The 22,185-nt window shown below is 45.9% G+C and carries 16 protein-coding genes; 9 read left to right on the top strand and 7 right to left on the bottom strand.

The annotated features are described in order from the left end of the window. Positions 1-52: 52 nt before the first annotated feature. The 4 genes from KDK17_RS11155 (at position 53) to KDK17_RS11170 (ending at position 4,283) form a co-directional block, all read left to right on the top strand. Complete coding sequence (locus KDK17_RS11155) at positions 53-1,051, top strand: ABC transporter permease (RefSeq protein ID WP_257280468.1); 999 nt, start codon at positions 53-55, stop codon at positions 1,049-1,051. 23 nt (positions 1,052-1,074) lie between these two features. Then, positions 1,075-1,944, top strand: coding sequence for an ABC transporter ATP-binding protein (locus tag KDK17_RS11160; RefSeq protein WP_257274533.1), 870 nt, complete (start codon positions 1,075-1,077; stop codon positions 1,942-1,944). Positions 1,945-2,073: 129 nt separating this feature from the next. Further along, entirely contained in the window at positions 2,074-3,291 is a 1,218-nt protein-coding gene (locus KDK17_RS11165; protein ID WP_257288101.1) for an alginate export family protein, read from the top strand. A gap of 131 nt (positions 3,292-3,422) precedes the next feature. After that, entirely contained in the window at positions 3,423-4,283 is an 861-nt protein-coding gene (locus tag KDK17_RS11170; RefSeq protein WP_257255630.1) for a D-hexose-6-phosphate mutarotase, read from the top strand. A 51-nt stretch (positions 4,284-4,334) separates the two neighbouring features. On the opposite strand, the gene KDK17_RS11175 is transcribed toward KDK17_RS11170, so the two are convergent. The 6 genes from KDK17_RS11175 to KDK17_RS11205 are packed head-to-tail and all read right to left on the bottom strand — an operon-like array spanning position 4,335 to position 12,105. Then, positions 4,335-4,763 (bottom strand): type IV pilin protein, encoded by a 429-nt coding sequence (locus KDK17_RS11175; protein WP_368736471.1) that lies wholly within the window; start codon positions 4,761-4,763, stop codon positions 4,335-4,337. Positions 4,764-4,778: 15 nt separating this feature from the next. Next, positions 4,779-9,548 carry a pilus assembly protein gene (locus tag KDK17_RS11185; protein WP_257288102.1) on the bottom strand — a complete coding sequence of 1,590 codons (4,770 nt, stop codon included), beginning with the start codon at positions 9,546-9,548 and terminating at the stop codon, positions 4,779-4,781. 13 nt (positions 9,549-9,561) lie between these two features. After that, complete coding sequence (locus KDK17_RS11190) at positions 9,562-10,020, bottom strand: PilX N-terminal domain-containing pilus assembly protein (RefSeq protein ID WP_257280471.1); 459 nt, start codon at positions 10,018-10,020, stop codon at positions 9,562-9,564. Positions 10,021-10,022: 2 nt separating this feature from the next. Then, a complete protein-coding gene (locus KDK17_RS11195) occupies positions 10,023-11,114 on the bottom strand; it encodes a PilW family protein (RefSeq protein ID WP_257288103.1) in 1,092 nt (363 codons plus the stop codon). After that, on the bottom strand, positions 11,111-11,629 hold the full coding sequence (pilV, locus tag KDK17_RS11200; protein WP_257288104.1) for a type IV pilus modification protein PilV: 519 nt from the start codon (positions 11,627-11,629) through the stop codon (positions 11,111-11,113). The genes KDK17_RS11195 and pilV (KDK17_RS11200) overlap by 4 nt, the downstream gene beginning before the upstream one ends. Next, on the bottom strand, positions 11,623-12,105 hold the full coding sequence (locus tag KDK17_RS11205; RefSeq protein ID WP_306671274.1) for a GspH/FimT family pseudopilin: 483 nt from the start codon (positions 12,103-12,105) through the stop codon (positions 11,623-11,625). Before KDK17_RS11205 ends, pilV (KDK17_RS11200) begins: the two co-directional genes overlap by 7 nt. A gap of 342 nt (positions 12,106-12,447) precedes the next feature. Between KDK17_RS11205 and KDK17_RS11215 the strand changes: the two genes are divergently transcribed. Genes KDK17_RS11215 through KDK17_RS11235 form a run of 5 tightly spaced genes read left to right on the top strand, consistent with a single transcriptional unit; the run spans position 12,448 to position 19,962 of the window. Further along, positions 12,448-12,987 carry a GspH/FimT family pseudopilin gene (locus KDK17_RS11215; RefSeq protein WP_257288105.1) on the top strand — a complete coding sequence of 180 codons (540 nt, stop codon included), beginning with the start codon at positions 12,448-12,450 and terminating at the stop codon, positions 12,985-12,987. A 28-nt stretch (positions 12,988-13,015) separates the two neighbouring features. Beyond that, the gene (gene pilV, locus KDK17_RS11220; RefSeq protein ID WP_257288106.1) at positions 13,016-13,525 is read left to right on the top strand and encodes a type IV pilus modification protein PilV; all 510 of its coding nucleotides are present in this window, start codon (positions 13,016-13,018) and stop codon (positions 13,523-13,525) included. Beyond that, complete coding sequence (locus KDK17_RS11225) at positions 13,522-14,577, top strand: PilW family protein (protein ID WP_257288107.1); 1,056 nt, start codon at positions 13,522-13,524, stop codon at positions 14,575-14,577. The genes pilV (KDK17_RS11220) and KDK17_RS11225 overlap by 4 nt, the downstream gene beginning before the upstream one ends. Before the next feature lie 10 nt (positions 14,578-14,587). Then, on the top strand, positions 14,588-15,148 hold the full coding sequence (locus KDK17_RS11230; RefSeq protein ID WP_257288108.1) for a PilX N-terminal domain-containing pilus assembly protein: 561 nt from the start codon (positions 14,588-14,590) through the stop codon (positions 15,146-15,148). Between the two features lie 44 nt (positions 15,149-15,192). After that, positions 15,193-19,962 (top strand): pilus assembly protein, encoded by a 4,770-nt coding sequence (locus tag KDK17_RS11235; protein ID WP_257288109.1) that lies wholly within the window; start codon positions 15,193-15,195, stop codon positions 19,960-19,962. Positions 19,963-20,069: 107 nt separating this feature from the next. Here the strand turns inward: KDK17_RS11235 and KDK17_RS11240 are convergent, their stop codons facing one another. Beyond that, entirely contained in the window at positions 20,070-21,848 is a 1,779-nt protein-coding gene (locus KDK17_RS11240; protein WP_257288110.1) for a hypothetical protein, read from the bottom strand. Positions 21,849-22,185 lie beyond the last annotated feature (337 nt).

The raw sequence follows: 22,185 nt of genomic DNA on the forward strand, positions 1-22,185 counted from the left end.
GCAAGCTCGGACTGAATTGTCCGCTCAAGGCTGTTTGGGGGAGAGAACAAACATGACAACTGAAACTGCGTTGGCCAATAACAACATCAATAAGCCAATTATTTCCGAAAGTCTTAAAACAACAATAACAAAAACCTTTAAAACCCTGCTGATTCCTTTTGCCGGCATCCTGGTCTTTCTGATGATCTGGGCAGGAGCCGCCAGCAAGATTGATACATCACTGGGCAAATTTCCCGGACCGTCGGCAGTCTGGGAGCAAATGGGGTCGCTTTATGAAGAGCATAGCGCTGAACGAGTGAAAGAGCAGGCCTTCTATGAGCGACAAGAGAAGCGTATTGAAGCCAGACTGGCGAAGGATCCGGATTACGTACCCAAAATCCGTGCCTACACCGGTAAAGAAACGTTTCCAGACCAGATCTTCACCAGCCTTATCACTGTGCTGAGTGGATTTGTCCTGGCAGCAGTCATCGCCATACCCCTGGGGATTGCCATAGGACTGAATAAAACCCTGAATGCGGCAGTGAATCCTGTTATTCAGATTTTTAAACCGGTTTCTCCTCTGGCTTGGCTACCTTTGGTGACCATGGTCGTCAGTGCTGTTTATATCAGTCCTGACCCTTTGGTAGCCAAGTCCTTTTTAAATTCCATGATTACCGTCACGCTCTGTTGTCTGTGGCCCATGGTAATCAACACTTCAGTGGGCGTTTCTTCTATTGAGAAGGATCTGGTGAATGTCAGCCGTGTGCTGAGACTGCCAGCCCTGAAGCATGTTCAGAAAATTGTTCTGCCCGCTTCCATACCGATGATTTTCACTGGTATGAGATTGTCGTTAGGCGTTGCCTGGATGGTTCTGATCGCTGCAGAAATGCTGGCTCAGAACCCCGGTCTTGGAAAGTTCGTCTGGGATGAGTTCCAAAATGGCAGCTCAAACTCTCTGGCCCGGATTATGGTGGCGGTTATCGTCATCGGGTTTATCGGTTTTCTGTTGGATCGCACCATGCTTCAGCTGCAGCGTTTTGTCTCCTGGGACAAGGCCGGCACAGCCAGTTAATTCAACACGGAGGTGAAACAGACATGAACGCTCAAAAAGCAGCCAGCACTTTATTGGATATCAGCCATATCGACATGGTGTTTGATACGCCAAAAGGTCCATTCACGGCACTGAAAGGAGTGGACCTGAAGATCAGCAAAGGAGAATTTGTTTCGCTGATTGGCCATTCGGGTTGTGGTAAGTCAACAGTACTGAACATTGTTGCCGGGCTATACCAGGCCACTACCGGAGGCGTAGTCCTTAACGGTAAAGAAGTCAGGGAACCGGGGCCGGAAAGAGCCGTCGTGTTCCAGAATCATTCTTTGTTGCCCTGGCTGACAGCCTATCAGAATGTTGAGCTGGCGGTTAAGCAGGTGTTTGGACGCTCAAAAAGCAAGTCTGAAACCAAAGAATGGATAGAGCATAACCTGGAGCTGGTGCATATGGAGCACGCTATGCACAAGCGACCGGATGAAATTTCCGGGGGCATGAAGCAGCGTGTCGGCATTGCCAGGGCTCTCTCCATGCAGCCGGAAATTTTGCTGATGGATGAACCCTTCGGTGCCCTCGATGCCCTGACCCGGGCTCATATGCAGGACTCTTTGATGGAGATCCAGCAGGAGCTGAACAACACCGTCATCATGATTACCCATGATGTGGATGAAGCGGTGTTGCTGTCTGATCGCATCGTCATGATGACCAATGGGCCAGAAGCCACCATTGGTGAAATTCTTGACATCAATCTGGAACGTCCCAGAGATCGTCTGGCTCTGGCAGAAGACCTTGAGTACACCCGCCTGCGCTCAGAAGTATTGAAGTTCCTCTATGAGAAACAACGCAAGGTGGAAAACATCAGCAAGCATAAAAAGAAAAAAGAAGCTTCCGGCAGTAAGAAAAGCTTTCAGGCTGCGTAGTATCCGAAGGGATAAAAACGCAGCTCAATCAACAATAACAACAATAAATCAGCAATGAGCGAGAGAAATAATTTTTTGTCGCCCCGGCGATAAAAGATTTTTCACAACAAAAAAACGGAGTTTAAGTCCTTGAAACACACAAAGGTAACACTACTGGCAGCAGCTATTGCGGGGGCAGCGGCTGTCTCAACAACTCACGTACAGGCCGATGAATTCATAGAAGCGCTTACTGGCGGGGAGGCGTTTGGTGACTTCAGGCTCAGATACGAGACGGTTGATCAAGACAAAAAGTTAAATCTGAAAGATGCTAAAGCACTGACGCTTCGGTCTCGATTGGGATACAAGACAGGTGATTATTATGGCTTTTCTGGCCTTTTGGAATTTGAAGACTCAAGGTCCATAGCGGGTATTGATGATTACAATGATACGGTTGGCAATGGTACTGACTATTCTGTGATTGCTGACCCGGGAGTCACGGAAGTCGATCAGGCGTTTATTCAATATAAAATGGAAGGGTTGACTGCAAAGCTCGGCAGACAGGTCATCGCTTACGACAATCAACGTTTTGTAGGGCATGTGGGCTGGCGACAGGATCGACAAACCTTTAATGCCCTTAGCGCTGATTATATGCCTGTTGAAGGATTGTCACTGAAGTATGCTTACATCAACAAACGCAACCGGATTTTTGCAGAAGAAAAGGATCTGAGATCCAAGGATCATTTGCTCAATGCTTCTTATGCCACACCCTTAGGCAAACTGACCGGTTACGCGTACTTACTTGAGTTGGATGATGATACCGACAACAGTCTGGATACCTACGGCGTGCGACTCTCAGGTTCGGCAGATGTCAGTGACCTGAAACTCCTCTACACCGGAGAGTATGCCACTCAGGAGAGCGAATCAGGCTCAAATAAATACGATGCCAATTTCTACTTTGTCGAAGGTGGAGTAGCGATATTCGGTATTACCACCAAAGTGGGTTATGAAGTGCTGGGCTCTGATGATGGTAATTATGGCTTCTCGACACCACTGGCTACCGCTCATAAGTTCAATGGCTGGACGGACCAGTTCCTGAGCACTCCTGCTGAGGGTCTTAAAGATCTTTATGCTTCGGTGGGTGGCAAGCTCTTTGGTGGTAAGTGGTCGGTTACCTATCACGACTTTACTGCTGACGAAGAGACCGCCACTGTTGAAGATCTGGGTAAAGAGATCGACCTGGTTTACAGCAAAAAGTTTGGGAAACACTATAACGCAGGTGTGAAGTATGCGACCTACACTGCCGGCGATGAGGCTGCTGGCAAGGTCGATACTGATAAATTCTGGTTGTGGGTGGGTTTAAGTTTCTAACATTAGCGAAAAGGGAGGCTTGAGCTTCCCTTTTTCATAATAGGTGCAAGTAGACGTGCAGAGGAGGTATTTGATCATTTCACTGTAAGGTGAGTCTGTTATTCTGATCTCTCAACTCAGGAAGTATCGCTATGACTTTTCAAACGAATTCTGCCATCAAACCCAGAATGGTGGGCTCTGTGCCTGTTCTTGAAATCGACAACCCTTTTGCCAACGCCATGATTTCATTGCAAGGGGGACAGGTTTTGAGTTATCAGCCAAAAGGTCAGGAGAAAGTCCTCTGGATGAGCCCACTGGCAGATATGACTGAGGGAAAAGCGATTCGTGGTGGTGTGCCCGTTTGCTGGCCATGGTTTGGTTCCAGAAAGGAAGGAGGCCCCAATCATGGTTTTGCCCGTACAAAACTTTGGCAATATGAGTTGAGTGAAACGCTGGACAATGACAAGACCAGAGTCGTGTTGTCTTTGCCCATCGACGGTGTTCAAGAATGGGATGGGAAAGCAGGCCTGGGTATAGATATTATTGTTGGAGAAACACTGAGAATCAGTCTGACCTCCAGAAACAATGGCTCCAGGAAGGTTCAAATAAGTCAGGCGTTGCATACTTATTTTAGTGTTTCAAATACGGATCTGATCTGGATTGAAGGACTGGATGGGAAACGTTACCTGGATGAGACCGACGAGAGCAGAGCTTTTATTCAGGAAGGCGAAGTGATCATCGAGGGTGAGGTTGACAGAACCTATATTGATGACAACGAAACCTGCATCCTGCATGATCCCGGTATTGGAAGAAAAATCACTATCAAAAAATCCGGTAGCAACGGCACAGTTGTCTGGAACCCGGGGCCTGTTCGGGCAGAAAAAATGCACGACGTGCCTACTTTTGATTACAAGTCTATGGTTTGTGTGGAAACGGTAACCTTGCCTCAGGTTCCCGTAGAGCTGGAGCCGGGGCAGAGTCATGTTTTGATGGCTGAGATTTTTGTGGGGTGATTGGTTTTTGCAGGAAGCCCCCAATTTTGCTGAGGGCTTTTTTTCTTGTGGCTAGTTCCAGGCTCCCGCAGCCGTGCCACCACGAGTCCCTACAGAGTCTAATGTAATAGTGGCATTGGCGGTTATGCCGGAGCTTCCTGTGGCCGTTGCCGTCAGCGTATAGGTTCTGCCATTCGCAGGTACTGCAATGGCCAGATTGAAGTTGGCATTACCACTCTCAGGGCTCTGGGTAACAAAAATGCTGGGAGCACCATTGTTGTCATCTCCACCTCCAACGGAAGCGCCCAGGTAAGAGCCTCTTTGAGCTCTATGTCTCTCCATTGCTCCAGCTAGTCCAATCAGAGATGACTCAGCATCCCTCATAGCAGAAGTAGTGACATGCTGGTTGTAACTTGGCACTGCTATAGTTGCCAGAATGCCAATGATTGCGACAACAATCATCATTTCTATCAGAGTAAAACCCTTAATATTCCTCTTCACTGTTACTCCCCTTTATTATTTCTTTTGTATCCAGTAAGTGTTACCTTCCGGGCTTCCTGAATTCAGTTTTTCAGGATCAAGTCCCCTGATAATGTAATCCTCTTTTGTCCCGCTGCCATCAGCGTTTGAAGCAAGTCTGACAAAGACTGAGTTGCCCACAATGCCATTAGTTTCAATTTCGTCTCTTTCAACCAGTTTACCAGTCAGGTTTACTTGCCAGCTCCAGGCTTCTCCTGCAACAGCTGAGCAGGTGTTAGATGCTTGTGCAGAGGGTATGTAAGTATTGAAATAAATCTGAGAAGAGTAGATCGCGGGATCACTCATGACCTTCTCGTCATTTCTCATGTTCATAAACCAGCCGTAGTTATTGGTTGCCCCGAACTTGGCTATTTCCGCAGTGCTGGCATTGCCATTGCTGTCTGGAGTGAAATTGGCAAGAGTACCGACATTGTGCTTGATTGTCGTGTGAGGAGGTACAGCCTTGCTACTTCTGTTGGCAGTATCGACGGTGGGGTTTGCCAGTTTTGGTGAAACCAGCATGTAAAATCTATCTTGAACATCACTATTGAGTAGACCCAGAGGATCTGGACGCAATCCTGAGCCAATGCTGATTGCAAGTTGCCTTTTACCGTTCAGAGCCAGGTCAGAGATGTCTGGGCGAGTGAAGAATTTTCTTGCATTTATCTTCTTCTGAGTCGCTGTCATATCATTCGAATAGCCGATGTATGCAATGACGCCATCATCACTGTCTGAGAAGCCGCCTCCATCATCATCTGCAGCCCATATGAGATGTTGTTTGTCACTGAGACTTTGGACGGCACAGTTACTGACACTTCCATTTGAATCTGCTGTGCAGTTGTTAATATAAAGTCTCCAGACTTGCCCTCCAGTATCAGCAAAGAAGAGCTGGTCGCCATATCCATCACCATCGATATCCGCTACCGTCACTCCACCTGGAATACTGTACTTCATTTTGTTCAAGGTGAGAGTATGTCCACTTGAATGACTGGCAGACCAGATCAAAGCTCCGGTTTTTGCATCGACAATATAAATTGCATTTCCCATGCTGTCTTGTGAATACAGAGCCTGAGAATCCTGGTTGACATCATAACCCCCGGAGAAAATCAGTACGTCCTTGCTATCAGCACCAATTTTGAGCTTGGTTCGAACCGGTCTTGACCAGGATTGCCCTAATTGCTGGAAGGGGGCCACACCGCCATTAATGTACCAAAGCATTTTTGGATTGCCGGTATCAGTCACATTCAAGGCATAGTAATTTCTCCCTCCCCTTCTCATGCCTACGTAGGCGTAAACAAACTCTCCATCATTTGGAGTTGTCTTACTCAACTCCTCTGTAGTGTTACCATCGTTGTCTTTATCTGCAGTATCTGCTCCACCATATATGACGCCATTCTTATTCACATCATTTGCCCAAAGAACCAGATGACCATCTAATCCGTAAGGGCGTCCATGACCCGGTGTTCTATTAGTAGAACCATTGGTATTTAAGTGCCTGACATTGGGAAGTAATTCCTTTGGCATATAGGCAAACAGTTCTTCACCTGTCTGCGCATTAACAGCGTGGAACATGCCATCATTTGTACCGAGGAAGAGGGTGAGGTCAAGCTGGTTTTCTGCACAGCTGAAAGGAGCACTTGCAGAGTAGTTTTTACATTTATAATTGACCAACGCAGGTGTGGAGTGAAGTGGGTCTCCGATACCTTTGGAACGATCCCTGATCCAGTTAATAAGCTCATCTCTTTCGGTCGTTTGACTATCGCTTAGTCCGAACAGAGTCGGTGATAGCGAATTATTTGTATCTACGACTGCATTAGTGCTGGTTAAGATTTGAGCGCCACTATTTACACCTGCAGGACTACTACCAAGAAAGGTATAAACTTTTCGATGACTACTATTGGAGGATGAAACCGAGAGGATATCATTTACACCACCCTTTTCGACTTTACCGCCGTCAATACTTGTGCTCCAGAAACTAAACGCATCTTCTTTGAAAAAACCTGTAGAGGTATCTACGGCGGGCTTAGGCGTTGAGCTGTTATCATATATTTCAGCAGGATCTCCCAGCAATTGATACTTTTTCAGGTTGCCCTGCCAGCGATCGGTCTCTGAAGGTTTGAATATAGAATAATATAATTTGTTGAGGTGTCCGGAACGGTTAAATGAATTTGCGGCTACACCAGGTGCTGCAAATGTACTTTCGTTATCAAGAATACTGTTGACAATGTCGTTAAAAGCATCCGCCAGCTCCTTCGCATCAGAAGCAACAAAATAGCTACCCTTACCTTCCGCCGCTAAATCTTCCATGAATTTTTTTGCATTCTGATCTGTTTGAGTTGCAAAGGCTATTGTATGGGTCGTGACTACGTTATCAGATTCAATAGAGCTGCTGAGGTCATTGGTTGCCATCCAGTCTGCCAGTGTCCTGCCACACTTTTCACCATCATTGCTGGCGTCAGCTGTGCAGCTCTGTCCTGTCAAACTGGCAATACCATTCTTTGCTGCGTCGGTATTACTATTCGCTTGCCCATCTGTAAGTAATACCAGGTGGTTAGTCTGACAGGCGTTTATAATAGGGGAACTCTTTCCTGCGAAGCTGCTTGTATAATATTTGGCGGAGTCATACATACTCGGAACAATAGGAGTTCCTCCACCTGCTGACATGTTCTGAACCAGGGAGACCAGATGATCTTTTACCCGGTATCCTGCACTACTATCGATTCCTCCACTGGCAACTCTGACAATCAGTCTAGGTGAATAGGAAGGGCTTCTATCAAAACTCCTGACATAGCGTTCACCTCCAGTCGCTTTGAATATGAAAGTCAGGTTGTTGCCTGCTCGCCAACCATTTCGGTTGATGACTTCATTGATAATATTCTTGATATCAGGTGAACGGTAGGTTGTCCCTTTACTCCAGCTTTGGTTTATACCCCAGTCAACGTATGCTGAAGTTAGGCTGTTTCTTTTCGTTATATTTCTGTAGCCACTGGTAAACGCAGAAGAAGTATCTTTGTCTTCGGCTTGAATTCTGATGTTCATGTTGCCATAGCTGTCAGCATCGGAAGTCAGTTCCAGATAAGCTTCAATAATGGTGGCATTTTTTTTCAGAGGAAGGTTTGGGTAATGCAGTCCGCCGCTTGAGTATGTACTCTGATTCCCACCAAGTCGTATATCATTGTATTGGACGTACATGTTTCCATCATAATGCCACTCATAGGCATCCTGATCAGAACCGTTAATACGAGTATTAAGTGTTGCAGTTAAACAACCACTGCCATCTGCAGGGGGGGTATACTCGACAACAAGTCGAGGTTTTTTGGAGCCGTTACCATCAATGCTGTGAGCCATTCGGTTGCCATCACCTGAGCTTCTTTGGAAATAGAACGTACTGCTGTCGTTCCCGCACCAGTTGCTATCGTTCACTACCTGTTGGAGTAATGATTTGACATCCACATCATAGACACTGGGGTTTTCTGAAGTTCCCTGAGTCCATTGGCCAGGAGTCCAGGCTACTGGACCAAATTTTCCTCTGTTACTGAGGTTCTGATTACTTTGTGCAAATGGAGTATTGTTACTGCCTGTAGGCTTACCGGCATAAACATCCAGAGAAATACTGTCAGAGCGATTTTCTGTCGACGTAAACTCAATCTTTGCACTATCAATTATAGAGCCGCTGGGAATACCAACGGATTGAAAGCGCAAGCCTGTTAAATTATCGATATTTCTGGAAGGGGCAGAGTATTTTATATAAAGCTTGGGAGCGTTCGGGGAGCTGCTACCATTCTGCAGTTTTACAAGGTGTCTATCAACGGGCTGGCCATCAATAACCTCTAAGAATAGTGCGAGGTTGTTGAGTTTTTCGTTTGCAGTCCAGTTTAGTGAGCTTTCATCAAGGATTGATTGAATCACATCTTTAATATCTTCGGATTCATAATTGTTTCCACTAATCCATTCTCCTGGCCTCCATAGTGTGTGTTCAGATGTTTTTGTTCTAATACCGAAAGTAGTCTGTGAACTGGAAAACTCTTCTGGATTCTTTGAGAGCTGAGCATTTATTTTTATCTCGAGAGGTTCCTGGCTCGTTTCATAACCTCTAAAAATTATATGTGCTTCTTCTATGGTCGCATTGGAAGGTATATTTAAATTTCTAAAGTAAAGACCATTCAGTTGATTCTCCCTGAAGGAGTAGGCTAAGGAGCTGAAAAACATTGAATTATCGGACGCATAACCCTCAGGATTATCATAGTAATTTTCTATTTCAGTGGTTTTCTCATGACTGTTTATGGCTTGTGTGGTAAACCTGCCTAAAGTTAGCTCCTGTGAACTTATGTTGACATTACCACTGGTTGACTCTTCCACAGCATCATCAGAAGACTCAAGAATTTCAGGTGTCCCAGCCAGAATAATATTTGAACCATAGAGAGAGTCGATATCTTTTACGGGAAATGTCAGTCTGCTGGACTCCCCGGATCTGGCATGAAGTTTCATTAAGCCAGCATTGATATCAGATGCATTGCTCATAATGTCAGAAAATGCAACTTTCATGACGTCCAGCCGAGAATCCTCTCCATAACCAGCATCATCATTATCAGTCAGAGACCAGTCCATAGAGCCAGAGTTATCCAGTATAAAAAGGACGTTTGGCTTAATGCTGCTGTCGTAATTAGGATTGCTCAGAAAAATGTCAGTGTCGTCTGCAGAGGACAGAGTACTGGTTGTTAATAATAAAGAGGTGACTAACGTTGTTAGCCCTTTTCGAAACAACATTATTATTATCCTGTTAGTTTGAGACGACGTCAGGCTTTATAAAGCCTTCTTCGAGCACCGTGCTGATATTCATAGCGGTAAGTTCTGATGTGGCTTCAGTGGTATAAACGTAAACCTTTGGTGCAGAACCATCAGCACTTAAAGAGTTACCCCCCAGAATACCTGTCCGAACAGTATTTGTGTTGGACTGAATCTGCAGGCCAGTGACTGAATTGCTTGTCGTTGAACTTAAACTAAATCCACCAGGATCTTTAGCTTGCTCTGATGCTATTGGGCTATCAGATAACATGACTTGAGCTTCAATCAAAGAGCTGTCTGCAGTCTGAAAGGTTGAGTTCTTCAGCTGATAGTTAAATGAAATTCTCTGGCCGTTTGTTGAGAGGCGACTACTCCCTATAGCAACGATGGTAATTAGCAGTAGTATAATCAATGAGACGAATAAGATCGCACCATCTTGTTTAGTCTTATTCATGTTTAGCCTCTATTTCTCAGCTGAATGGTGCTAGTAAATACTCTTCTCAACCTGCGGTCATTAGGCTGAAATGTACTTTGAGCAGCTTGCACATTTAAGATGGGGTAAGACTGATTATTTTGCTGTGAGCTGACTGGGAAACTTGAAGAGACCACCATACTGAGTTTTATATGAGTAATATTGCAATCACCAGACGAAATTTCTGTAGATGAACAGCTTTCGGCATATTTAGTGTTTCCTGATGAATCCGTAATGCCCAGGAGAAACTGCAGGTTCTCTACCCCTTCTACCATCTCATCCCCGTTCACGAAAAGAGCGGGAATAGTATTTCCGTCAGTGGCTGTTAATGGGTTATTGCTCGAGTCCAATCGGTCTTGAACTGCATATGTGCTTCCATTTGCAGAACCCAGTTGATACAAAATAGGACAAAATTCAAGTGTTGCTGTCGAGCAATCATCAGGAATAGCAAAGCCTGATAAGTTAATACCGTTGTCGTTCTCTCCGATTGGAGTGACTCTTTCATTACTAGAGGTTTCAGGATTGGTTGTGATGCATGCTGCAGCTTGTTGGGGCTTAAAGGTGGCAACTTTTTGCCCATCAGTGATCAAGAATATATCGTCTGAGTCATAACAGATTGCCCGGTCAAACTGTAACTGGTTGCCGTTGGCAGTGTCATAAAAGTTGACAACTCTTACAACTCCATTTCCTGCGTTGCTATCGCTCAAGTCCATTGATTTACTGGTTTCGAAAGCTCTCTGTACTCTAAGGGTGTCACTGTTTGTAGCATCAGTAGTGTCTGCAACAATACTCACAGCCTGCTGTGAAAGGTCAACCAGAGAATTGGCTTCTGGTACAACGGAACTTGGAGCATTGCCTTGAAAGCCGGCCATCCGTACGTCTTTCTTGATGACTTCCATGGCAATGCGAGCACTATCTTGAACCTGGGCAAGGGCCGTTTCCGATGAACTGTTGGAAACGCTGTCTGCGAACATTCTGGTAACGCCGAGCATCAGAACTGCACTTAACGCTAAGGCAATGATTAACTCTACTAAAGCCAAACCTGTTTGCTGATGAGGCATCTGAATAGTTGTCATAATGTAAACCTCATCTCATAACTCTTGTTTAACTCTTGCTTGTTGCCATTATCAGTACCTGCTTCCGTCCAGTTAATAGTCAGAGTAAATTCATTAGCGTTTCGTACCAGACTGGCAGTGCTTCCCGGTAGAGCAGATTGCCAATCATTTCCGCTCAGCCCTATACCTTGAACATCGGTGATATTGTTAAGCCACTCCCTGATATCCTGTGTTGCGAGCTGGGCATTGGTACAACCGGTAGAAATACAATTTGGAGAGCTTGGAGCCGCCTTTTGTGAACCATCAGCTTCAATAGAAATGTCTGAATAGCCGTCACTGAGAGCTGTGCCAGGATTACGTCTCATCCGCTCGGCAAGGTCATAAGCAAGCATCGTGGCCTGGCTGCGATTTAAAGCTCCATTGGAAGATTGCATGCTCAGTATCTGTAACCCTGCCACGCCAAGAAGGCCGATGGCCAAAACTAATACTGCCACCATTATTTCGATCATGGTGAAGCCCTTTTCTTTCTTCAACACGACGGAGTCCCTCCAATCCTTACCTGTCCTGAACCATTGATCGTTATACTATTTGCGTAGTTATTACCGCGTGAATCACAAACCGAGAGAGTATTGTTAGTTGAATGACCCTCGTCATTAAATGCAACGATTGCGCCTCCTGTGATGACATTTCCTGTAACGCCTTCAAACACTTTCAGCACAGTGTTGGTATTGGTCTCGAGAATGATATAACCGGCAGACCAGTCAGCGTTGTCACAGTTTGTCTGATCGGTGGATCCGCAGACCTGTACAGGAATATTTCGGGAGGCAGCTTCGCTTCTGGCGTATTGAAGAGCCGCAAGTACAGAGTTGGAGTTAGAGGTAATTCGGCTGTTTTGAATACTGCTCTGATAGCTGGGTATCGCAATACTGGCGACGATAGCGATTATGGCTACTGTCACCATTAGCTCTATCAGGGTAAAACCTGATTTGGCAGCTGAGATCTGAACATCCATGAAAAAACAATTCTTGTTGTATTTATTTTTCTTCTTCTTCGCTCACACACAAGCAGTGTGCATATCTTTTCATGCCCGAGTTGAACACAATGTTTTTTCAGTTGGCAGTGGATACCGACAAGCGGTATTTCATCTGGATAAGCTGCTACAAATACCCACCACTTTGCACCCTGCCAAAATCTTTTATCCCTGAAAAAAAGTGCTTTTTGCCATTGGTCGGTCGAAGTGATCTTACCATCCGGCTTTCATACAGAGCTTCTTCGATTTGATATCAATGACAACTAAAGTGCATTAAGACGATAGGAAACCTTCTTCCTAAAGTACCGATGCAGAGAACTGATTATGGTGTTCGGACTGGGTCAAAAGCGGATAAGCAGAGCAGGGATGACGTTTCCTGAAATGCTGGTAACACTGACTGTTTTTGCAGTTCTGATCACCGTTGCCGCGCCCTCTCTGAAAGATTTGCTGGCAGATCGTCGTGTCGCGGCACATACCCAGACACTGTTCGGCAGTATGTTGCTGGCCCGAAGTGAGGCTATTAAACGACGAAGTCCTGTTTCGATTTGTAAGTCCAGTAATGGGTCGAGGTGTGATAACTCACTGACGAACTGGAGCACAGGGTGGCTGGTGTTTGAAGATGAAGATGCTGATGGTGCTCTGGATTCGGCAGATCAGCTAATCAGGGTCTTTGGAGAAACGGATAATCTGGTTTCCATGCAGTGGAATAACGGCAATACGCTGGGTTTTAACCATCATGGGCAAGCCCGACAAGCAGGCACTTTTACTCTCTGTGAAGCCAATTCGAGTGGCTTTGAAGTCAGGCAGATAGTCCTGAGTCTCACCGGAAGAGCAAGGGTGTCAGAGTCCGGAACGTGCAACTGATTAGACTGTGAAATCTACTGAGGTGCGTATGAAAGGAAGTACACGCAACCTGCTCAAGCGACTGCGTCAGAAGGGGGTTGGCCTGATTGAGGTTATGGTGGCTCTGCTGGTGATATCCGTCGGTGTGCTGGGCATGGCTGGCCTGCAAACCAAAAGCCTTCAGCATAACCAGTTGGCTTATCTCCGCTCCCAGGCTGTCATTATTGTTAACGATATGATGGATCGTATTCGTGCCAATAAAACAGTCGCAGCCACTGGTAGTGATTACATTACCACGGAATCAGAGCATGTTGCCGCTGGTTGTAGTACTCAGGATTTTATTAATAGTTGTGAATCTTCAGCCTGCAGTGAATCTCAGTTAGCTACCTATGATGTTCAGCAATGGAAATTCCAGATGGCCTGTCAGCTACCTGATGCGACAGGCTCTATTGCTATAGAAGATACTTCCTCAGGTCGTGTTTATGTCATCACTCTGAAATTCAATGATTCCCGTGGTGCCCAAGCCGCACGGGAAGTGGTGTTGAGGAGTGCATTATGAATGGAGAGAGGGTAAGACAGGCAGGGTTATCGCTGGTGGAGATGATGGTCGCCCTGCTGCTGGGGCTTTTTCTTATCGCAGGTATTGGACACCTTTTTTTGACCGCCAATCGCACTTACATGCTGCAGGATGAACTCTCCCGTATTCAGGAAAATGCCCGCTTTGCTATTGATTTGATCGCAAGGGATATTCGCATGGCTGGTTCTACAGGATGCCCTCTCAGTGCGGATCTTGCCAATGCATTATTTACCAGCACGGATGACCGCACCTGGATGGCGCACTTTGATAAGGGCATTCTGGGTGTTCCTGTGGCTAATCATTCCAGAGTCGATAGCAATGCTATTTCAGAGAGTGTTGCCATTCACAGGATTGACCTGGAGAGCGGGCTCAATGTTGTCAGCCATAATACTGGCACAGCCAGAATGACGCTTTCGGAACCTCATAGTTTTAATCAGGGAGATCTTCTGGTTGCGGTTCGCTCTGACTGCCAGGGAGTTTCTGTTTTCAGCGCCGGAGCCAATACCACTGGCTCAACGGTTTCTCACGAATCAGCTTCCAGTGGCAACTTGTATAACTGCACCAGCCAGTTGGGTGGCAACTATAACTGTCTGACATCTGCTGCGGATGCCAGGGACGAGAGTCATACCGGCTCAGAGGTTTTTCCCCTGTCGTCTGTCGTTTACTACCTCAGGGACAGCAATGGTGTTCCGAATCTCTATCGCAGGTTTGCCGGTGAAACAGCCTCTGGCGCAATTAATTCAGCTGAAGCCCTTCTAGAAGGTGTAGAAGACTTAAGTCTGCGTTATGGCTATGACACTGACGCCGATGGCATTGCAAATCAGTACAGGACGGCTTCAGACATAGGGTTATTCAGTCTGGATTGGCAAAATGTCACCAGTGTCCGGATGGAATTACTGGTTAGAAGTTTTCAGGAAGTAACGGACACACCTCAGTCCTATTTTTTTGCCGGAAACCGAATAACCCCCACAGATAATTTTTTACGCCGATCTTTTGTGTTCACCATGGAGTTGCGGAATCGAATTCCGCAGTGAGGATCGCTCAATGAAGAGTCCGATAGAGTCCCAGCAGGGTAGTGTTTTACTGGTTAGTCTGGTGCTGCTATTGATTATTACAGTAGCAGGTATTACTTCGATCAGGGTGGCCAGTCTGGAAGAGAAAATGACCGGTAACTTCCGAAATGAACAGTTGGCCTTTCACTCTGCCGAAGTAGGCGTGCTTGAAGCTGAAAATTACGTTGCCAATACTATTCTTTCGCTTTCCAGTTTTAATGCGGACTGCATTAATGGGCTTTGTTTCAATGGCACCCAGAGTACCGAGGTTGGAACCTGCGAAAATAGCACTGACAGACCATGGGAAGATGAGTCTGTCTGGTCCACGTCTTCAAAGCATCGGACAACTGTCATCAATCTGGAGGGAGTTTCTGCTCAGGCCAAGTACATTGTTGAGTTCCGGTGCTATCTACCCAAGGAAAGTGATGGCCCTATTCCCGACCCGGCCAGTTTTAGTGACTGGGCCCGGTTTTATCGAATTACCGTACTGGCAACAGGTGGCTCGACAGATGCCCGGGTCATGCTGCAGACCACTTACAAGAAGAATGATTAGCAAGAAGATTGACTAGCAGAGCTTTAAGCTCAAGGAGTGCAGTCATGAAGATAAGACAAACACTGATAAAAAGCCTCTCTGTTCTGTCAGTCTGGTCCACTTTTGCATCAGCAGATCCTTCATCGAATCTCTATTCTTCGGTGCCACCACTGTTAAGTCGCAGCTCGGAGCCTTTGGTCATGTTGGTGATGTCGGTTGATCACGAGCTGTTTAAAAAAGCGTATCCGGATTACTCGGACCTGGATGGTGATGGTCAGTTGGATGTGACTTATAAAGACAACTTCGAGTATCTGGGGTACTTTGAAAGCCAGTGGTGCTATTCCTACAGTTCCTCTAATGGTCGTTTTTCTCCGGCTGCACAGGCAACCGGTAGCAACGGCCATTACTGCGATACATCAGCTGCGCCATGGAGTGGTAACTTTCTGAATTGGGCCACCATGAGTCGAATGGATGTTCTGAGAAGGGTGCTCTTTGGGGGTAAACGCTCTACTGATACTGCATCTCTGACCGTTCTTGAACGAGCCTATTTACCCAGAGATATTCATGCTTTTGTCAAAGTCTACAAAGGCAGTGATCTTGCCAGTCTGACTCCTTACACTGGTTCCATAAGCCTCTGCAATCTGGCGACCAGTGAAGGTGGTGAGCCAAAGCTTCGTATTGCCAGTGGACAATGGCCTCGCTGGGCATCCACTGAAGTGATTCAGTGCCAGTGGGGGACGTCCAACAGTCCTTCCGGCAGTGATGAGTTAGCAGAAAATACGGTTCGGGTTGAGTCTTGCGTAACAGGTAAAGATGCATCAACATCGGATCGTTGCAGAGAATATTCCAATGGCAATGCCAAACCGGCCGGGTTGCTGCAACGCTACGGTGAAGATGGCAGTATCCGGTTTGGTCTGATCAGCGGCAGTTACGACAAGAATATTTCTGGCGGCTTGCTGCGTAGAAATATCTCTAAAATTGGCGGTAACTCGTCGTCTTCTGATGATGAGGTCAATGTCTCTAATGGTATTTTTAATAACTCCGTCAATGGCATCATCCAGCACATCAACAGCTTCAGAATTGCCAGATACAGTTACAGTCAGAATAAATATACCGACTGCAGCACATATGGTATTTCCATTGATACCTTTAAATCCGGACGTTCAACCTATTCAAACCGACATTGTAGCAACTGGGGGAATCCACTGGCTGAGATGTATCTGGAGGCTCTGAGATACTTTGCTGGTCAGTCATCACCCTCCAGTGCGTTTGATACCAGTGTTGATGATCAATTTGTGTCAGGATTATCCACCGAGTCCTGGATTTCTCCTGTCACTTCAGCCAACGCTTGTGCCAACTGTTCTATTATTCTGCTGTCCAGTGGACTGAACTCTTTTGATTCCGATGAACTCTCGAGCAGTGCCGATTTGCCCGGCTTGTCCGGTACTGCCAGTGTCAATAGTAAAACCGATGAAGTGGGTGAGCTTGAATATAACAATAATTTCGCTGGTAACTATCTGGTGGGTGGGACTGGTAGCACACGACAATGTACAGCCAAGTATCTTAATGGGTTGTCAGAAGCCAAAGGTTTATGTCCTGAACTGCCTCAGCTGGAGGGTAGTTATCAGGTGTCCGGATTGGCTTTTTATGGCAACCAGACCGATTTGAACAGTACTCTCGATGGTGTGCAAAAAGTCAAAACCTATTCTATTCAGTTAGCAGAAAGTATGCCCAGCTTTACCCTGAATGCCGGTGGCAAGCCTGTCACTTTCCAACCGGTTTGTCATACCAGTTCCAATTTTGGCACGGGCACGAATTTCTCTGGAAGTGGTAGTGACTGCACACTGACCGATGTAGTGGTAGAAAATACAGTACTGAATTCTGATGGCGAGGTTGTGGAAGGCAGCTTGCTGTTTACCTGGGAGGACTCTCTCTGGGGTAATGACTTTGATTATGATGCTTCTTCACGAATCAAATTTTGTGTAGGAGCCCAGTGCACAGCCACTTCAGATTCAACCTTGAGCATTGGAAGCTTTGGCAGTGATCAGATACGAATGGCTGTTCATGTAGACGGTGTTTATGCTGGATTGAACTTGAGGTTCAGTTACACAATGGCCGGTACCTACGACGATGGATTACAAAATGATTTTGTCTACAAAGGGCAGACGGGTTATGAAGTGAAAAACTTTACGGCCAGTGGCAACTCTGCAGGCCGACTGGAAAAACCGCTCTGGTTTGCGGCTAAATACGGAGGCTTTGTTGACCTTGATGGTGATGGTACTCCCAAGTATGACGATAATGGCGATGGGATTTCAGATGATGACCGTGAGTGGGACAGCCGAAATAATACTACTGGCTCGTTAGGGGCGGATGGTTTACCTGACAACTATTATTTCGCTCGCAATCCCAGTCAGCTAGAGGCTCAGCTAGGGCAAGTTTTACAGGATATTGTCAGCAGGGTCTCCTCTGCCACCAACGCAGCCCTTTTTTCGAACAGTCAGACCGGAACAGGTGTTCTCTATCAGGCTCTGTTTCAACCCGTTATGGAGTACAACGGTAAAACAATTTCCTGGGGAGGAATGCTTCATGCCCTCTTTGTAGACAGTAAAGGCTTACTCCGGGAAGATAGTAATGGCAATGACAGGCTTGATGATTACTCTGTTGACAAAATCGTAGAGCTGGTTTTTGACCCCAACTCCAACCAGACTCTGTTTCAGCGGTATTCTACTTCAGATTCAGGGGGGACACTGACACCCGATGGCGCTCTCCAGTCCCTCAATCAGCTGAATGCAATCTGGGATGCCAGAGATCAATTATCCAGTCTCTCCAATGTCGTCAGCCAGCGCACATTCAGTTCTCTCGCTTCAGGCGGCCGCCATATTTTGACCTGGTTGGATGAAAATAATAATGGTGTCGTTGATACTGGTGAAACTCTGCCACTGACGCCTGATACATTCAACACAATGGAAGGTTATTTGGGGGTTTCAGCATCTGAGGTTACCAATGTCGTCAACTATGTTCGTGGTGAGGAAATCTCCGGAACCCGTTCAAGAACCATCGATTACGATGAAGACGGAGAAGATGACGTCTGGCGTCTTGGTGATATTATACATTCAACACCGCAGCTGGTCTCTTCTCCGGGAAGCCGGTTCGATGCCCTCTATTCCGATACCACTTATACCACCTTTTATGAACAATACAAAAACCGTCGGCACGTGCTTTACGTAGGCGGTAATGATGGAATGATCCACGCTTTTAATGGTGGCTTCTGGGATGAAAGTCAATATGGCTATAACGTTACTGGATATAATAACGAAGTCAGTCATCCATTGGGCTCAGAACTTTGGGCTTATACGCCCATGAATCTGCTGCCCCATCTGCAGTGGTTGAGAGAGCCTGACTATCCCCATGTTTATTACATGGATGCAGAGCCAGTAACTTTCGATGTCAACATTTTTGACAGTAATGACAGTGATTATCCCGGAGGCTGGGGAACCGTTCTGGTTATGGGTATGCGGCTTGGTGGCGGTGGTTACGACGTGACCTTGGGAGGGAATAACAAAACACTGCGCTCTGCCTATGTGGTGCTGGATATAACTAACCCAGAGGATCCCCCTAAACTGCTGGCGGAAATAAACCATCCGGAACTAGGTTTTACAACTTCCCGCCCTACATTGGTAAAACGTCGTGTGGCTGCCAAAGATAGCCAGGGTGAAGATGACTGGAGTCAAGCACCTACGACGAATGAATGGTATCTGGCATTTGCATCAGGACCTATCGGTACAGGTGAGGCTGGAATACGAACAGCACTGGATGATGGATCGAGTAACCAGAATCTCAAACTCTTTGTCTATGATCTGAAAAGTAAAGCTTTTGTGTCGGGCATGGCACCTATGGATTCAGGGATTTCTCAGGCGTACGGTGGCAATACTACAGCCGTCGATTGGGATCGGGATTATAAAGACGATGCTCTTTATCTGGGCGCTATTGAAACCGGTACATCAACTCTGGATGGGAAGCTTCTGAGATTGCGTTTGCAGGATACCCTGACCGACTCAACACTGACAACGCTTCTTGACACCGGGAAGCCTGTTTCAGCCGCTCCTGTTGTGGCCTCAGACAAGAATCGTCACTGGCTTTATGTAGGGAGTGGAAGGCTTCTGACGTATGATGATAATCGCACCACACAAACCCAGTCATTCTTTGGCTTCAAGGAGCCGCAGAGTAGCAACGGTGATTTAACGTATAATGCGGTGTCTTTATCGGACTTAGTTAATACGACGGACGTACAGGTATACACCAATGGCACTGTCAATAAGAAAACCAGCAGTGGCAATGTAGCCTTTACTGTGGACTCTTCAACCGTCGGCAGCTTTACTGCACTTCAGTCAGTGATTGCGACCAAGAGTGGCTGGGTGCTTGATCTAGAGGGTGATGGTGTTATTCCTGCCGGAAGATCAATCACTTCGGCTTCCCGATTGTTTTCACTGGTTCTGTTCACTGAATACAGACCGTCAGAAGACAGTTGTCGAGTGGATGGCTCTAGCGCCCTGATTGGCTTGCATTACCAGACGGGGACCGCATCGCCCGATCCCGTTCTGGGTGGGCAGGATCAGGGCGATCAGGTCAGTGAGGATCTTTCCATAAAAAGAGTCAATCTGGGACTGGGTTATGCATCATCTCCCGTTATCCATCAGGGAGCCAGTGGTCATCGAACGGCGGTTACCCAGGGCGCTGGAGGCAGTATCAGCAGTCACGAACTGAATTACAATTTTCAGACTTCCGGTAGAATGTCATGGCGACAGATCTTGCGCATTCCCTGGGGAAGCGAATGATTCCGTGGATCTCTGGTATTGCCTTTCATTCTTTTCGATTGGATATTTACAATCATTGTTCGGTATTCACCAAATATGTCATATAACTTCAGTATTGGGTAAAGCCATTATGCTTCATCCAAAAAGACCAGATAACGTCGCCAATCCAGACCTATTTTTTCGAGATAGGCAAGACTGCAGCTCCGCACTTCTTCAGGGGAATAATCTCCGGATGCTTTGATATCAGCAGGAACAGGTTCCAGGGGGATGTTATCACGCTGACATTGTTGGACATATTGAAACCAGGCCTGCAAGAATTCATTGACCAGTTGTACCTCTTCAGCTGTTTTCGGGCAGCGAAAAAAACGGAATTCCATCGTTGGAAGTGTATCGATACCAGCTGTTCCGTTGATGTGTAATAATGAGATCGCCATATACTTTTCTATAGGGGCTGAAAGCGCATAAGAACGTGGATATGGATCATCCTTCCATTTCCCCGTCATATGCTGAAAGTCGGTCATATGAACAAATCGACTGTAAAAACCAGTAAACTGTTTCAGGTTTTCCATTTTTTCTTCATCGGTCATTCCTTGCAGGTTGCTGCTGCAATAATCCCCATCCATCAGTCTCGTATTGTAATGGGCAATCATTTGATTCATCCTGACTATCGCGCTTTCCTTCAGTTTCTCAAAATCACCGAATGTTTTATGCCATTGAGCCTCTCTATCTGAGACAATCCGTTTTTCATTACCGAAAAATCTGAGTAAATAGGGATTGTGTTGTAATTCACATTCGATTGCCATAATAATTGCGGGATCGCCGCCTGTAGCGCTCAACACATCAACATGTTTGTGCCCCGAGCTATAACTGATAACCCCATTATTGCGCAGGAAGTCTATCGAATTAATCACCTTTTTAAAGCAGTCATGGGCATGTTTATCATCTAAATGGTATGGCTTACAGTTTATCTCAAGGCACCTGGTTGTATCCAGAAAAGAGATAATCTCAAAATCACTGTTCAGGGTATACCGTCTCCTGCCAAATTTATTCAAACCAAGGTATTCAAAACCTTTCTGTTTAAGGTGATTTTCAAGAGGGTCCAGGGTTTTATCCCTCATTTCACTTTCCGAGTCCGAAAAAGAGTTAATATAATATTCGAACTCTTCTCCAAATTTAAGATATGGACTGATCAATGGATACACGCTGCTCTCCACAAATTCAGACTCTTTGGCAAACAGACTGTCAATAACATGCGTGTAGCGTCGTTCAAATATTGATGTCATCATCGATTTGTTAAATGTTTCGCGCAGGTCATCATCGGTGCGTAATACGCACGTCAACAAATTATTATTGAGTGAGCCAATATCATTTTTGGCAATCTCAATAAAATCGGCTTTATGTTTCTCAATAAAACCAAACAGAGCTATTAGCTCAGAGAACTTGCCGTAATGCGACAAAATTATATCAAAAAAACGAAATAGTTCTCTGCGCAAAAGCCAGGATACATTGTCGTTATTCTTCCAGACTGGGATAAAACCGGTTTCAGCAAGATAGTCACTCAGCATTTCAGAGAGATCATAATTAAGACCATAATGATTAAAATATTTTTTGTTAGATTTTAGTCCTTCTGAATGCTCTTGAAATATTTTATTCAGGACATCACAGATCTCAGTAACCCTTCCAGCTTCGATTGTTTGGTCTGGCAAATATCGATTCTGTTCTCTTGCAAAAAAACCGCGGTCTTCCTGGAGGCCCTCCTTGTATAATATAAAGCCGATAAAAATATTGAGTGCCTCATCGGTTTTATCATCCTCCTTCGTTTCTTCAGCCTGATTTTTCGGTTTTTTAACGTCAGACTTTTCTATGGTTATTTTTTGATAGTGCAATGTTTTGATAAGGTTCTGCAAAGTTTCCCGAAGATGTTCAGCTGCGGACAGTGGAGTCAGGAAGATGTCATGACATGAAGTTGATACTGGCCCGGGCCCGCTAAAGGGGGCGAGGCAAGAAACCTTACGCTGTAAAACAGGTTGCTCTGAACCCGTGTGATAACGTTTGCCATTAGCTGGCAAAAAAAACTCTGCCACATTGTCGCTGATAGACATTCTGTCGCTGTCTTGTGGTGAGTATGTCTCATTTCCGATGGTGGGGCAGATGACCCCAGACTGAGATATATTCATATACTTACGTCCCTGAAGTAATGTATTTTGTGAGTACATTGACTTCGACTATTAAGTCCAAAAAAAG

Source organism: Endozoicomonas sp. SESOKO2 (assembly GCF_024606245.1).
Lineage (GTDB): Bacteria > Pseudomonadota > Gammaproteobacteria > Pseudomonadales > Endozoicomonadaceae > Endozoicomonas_A.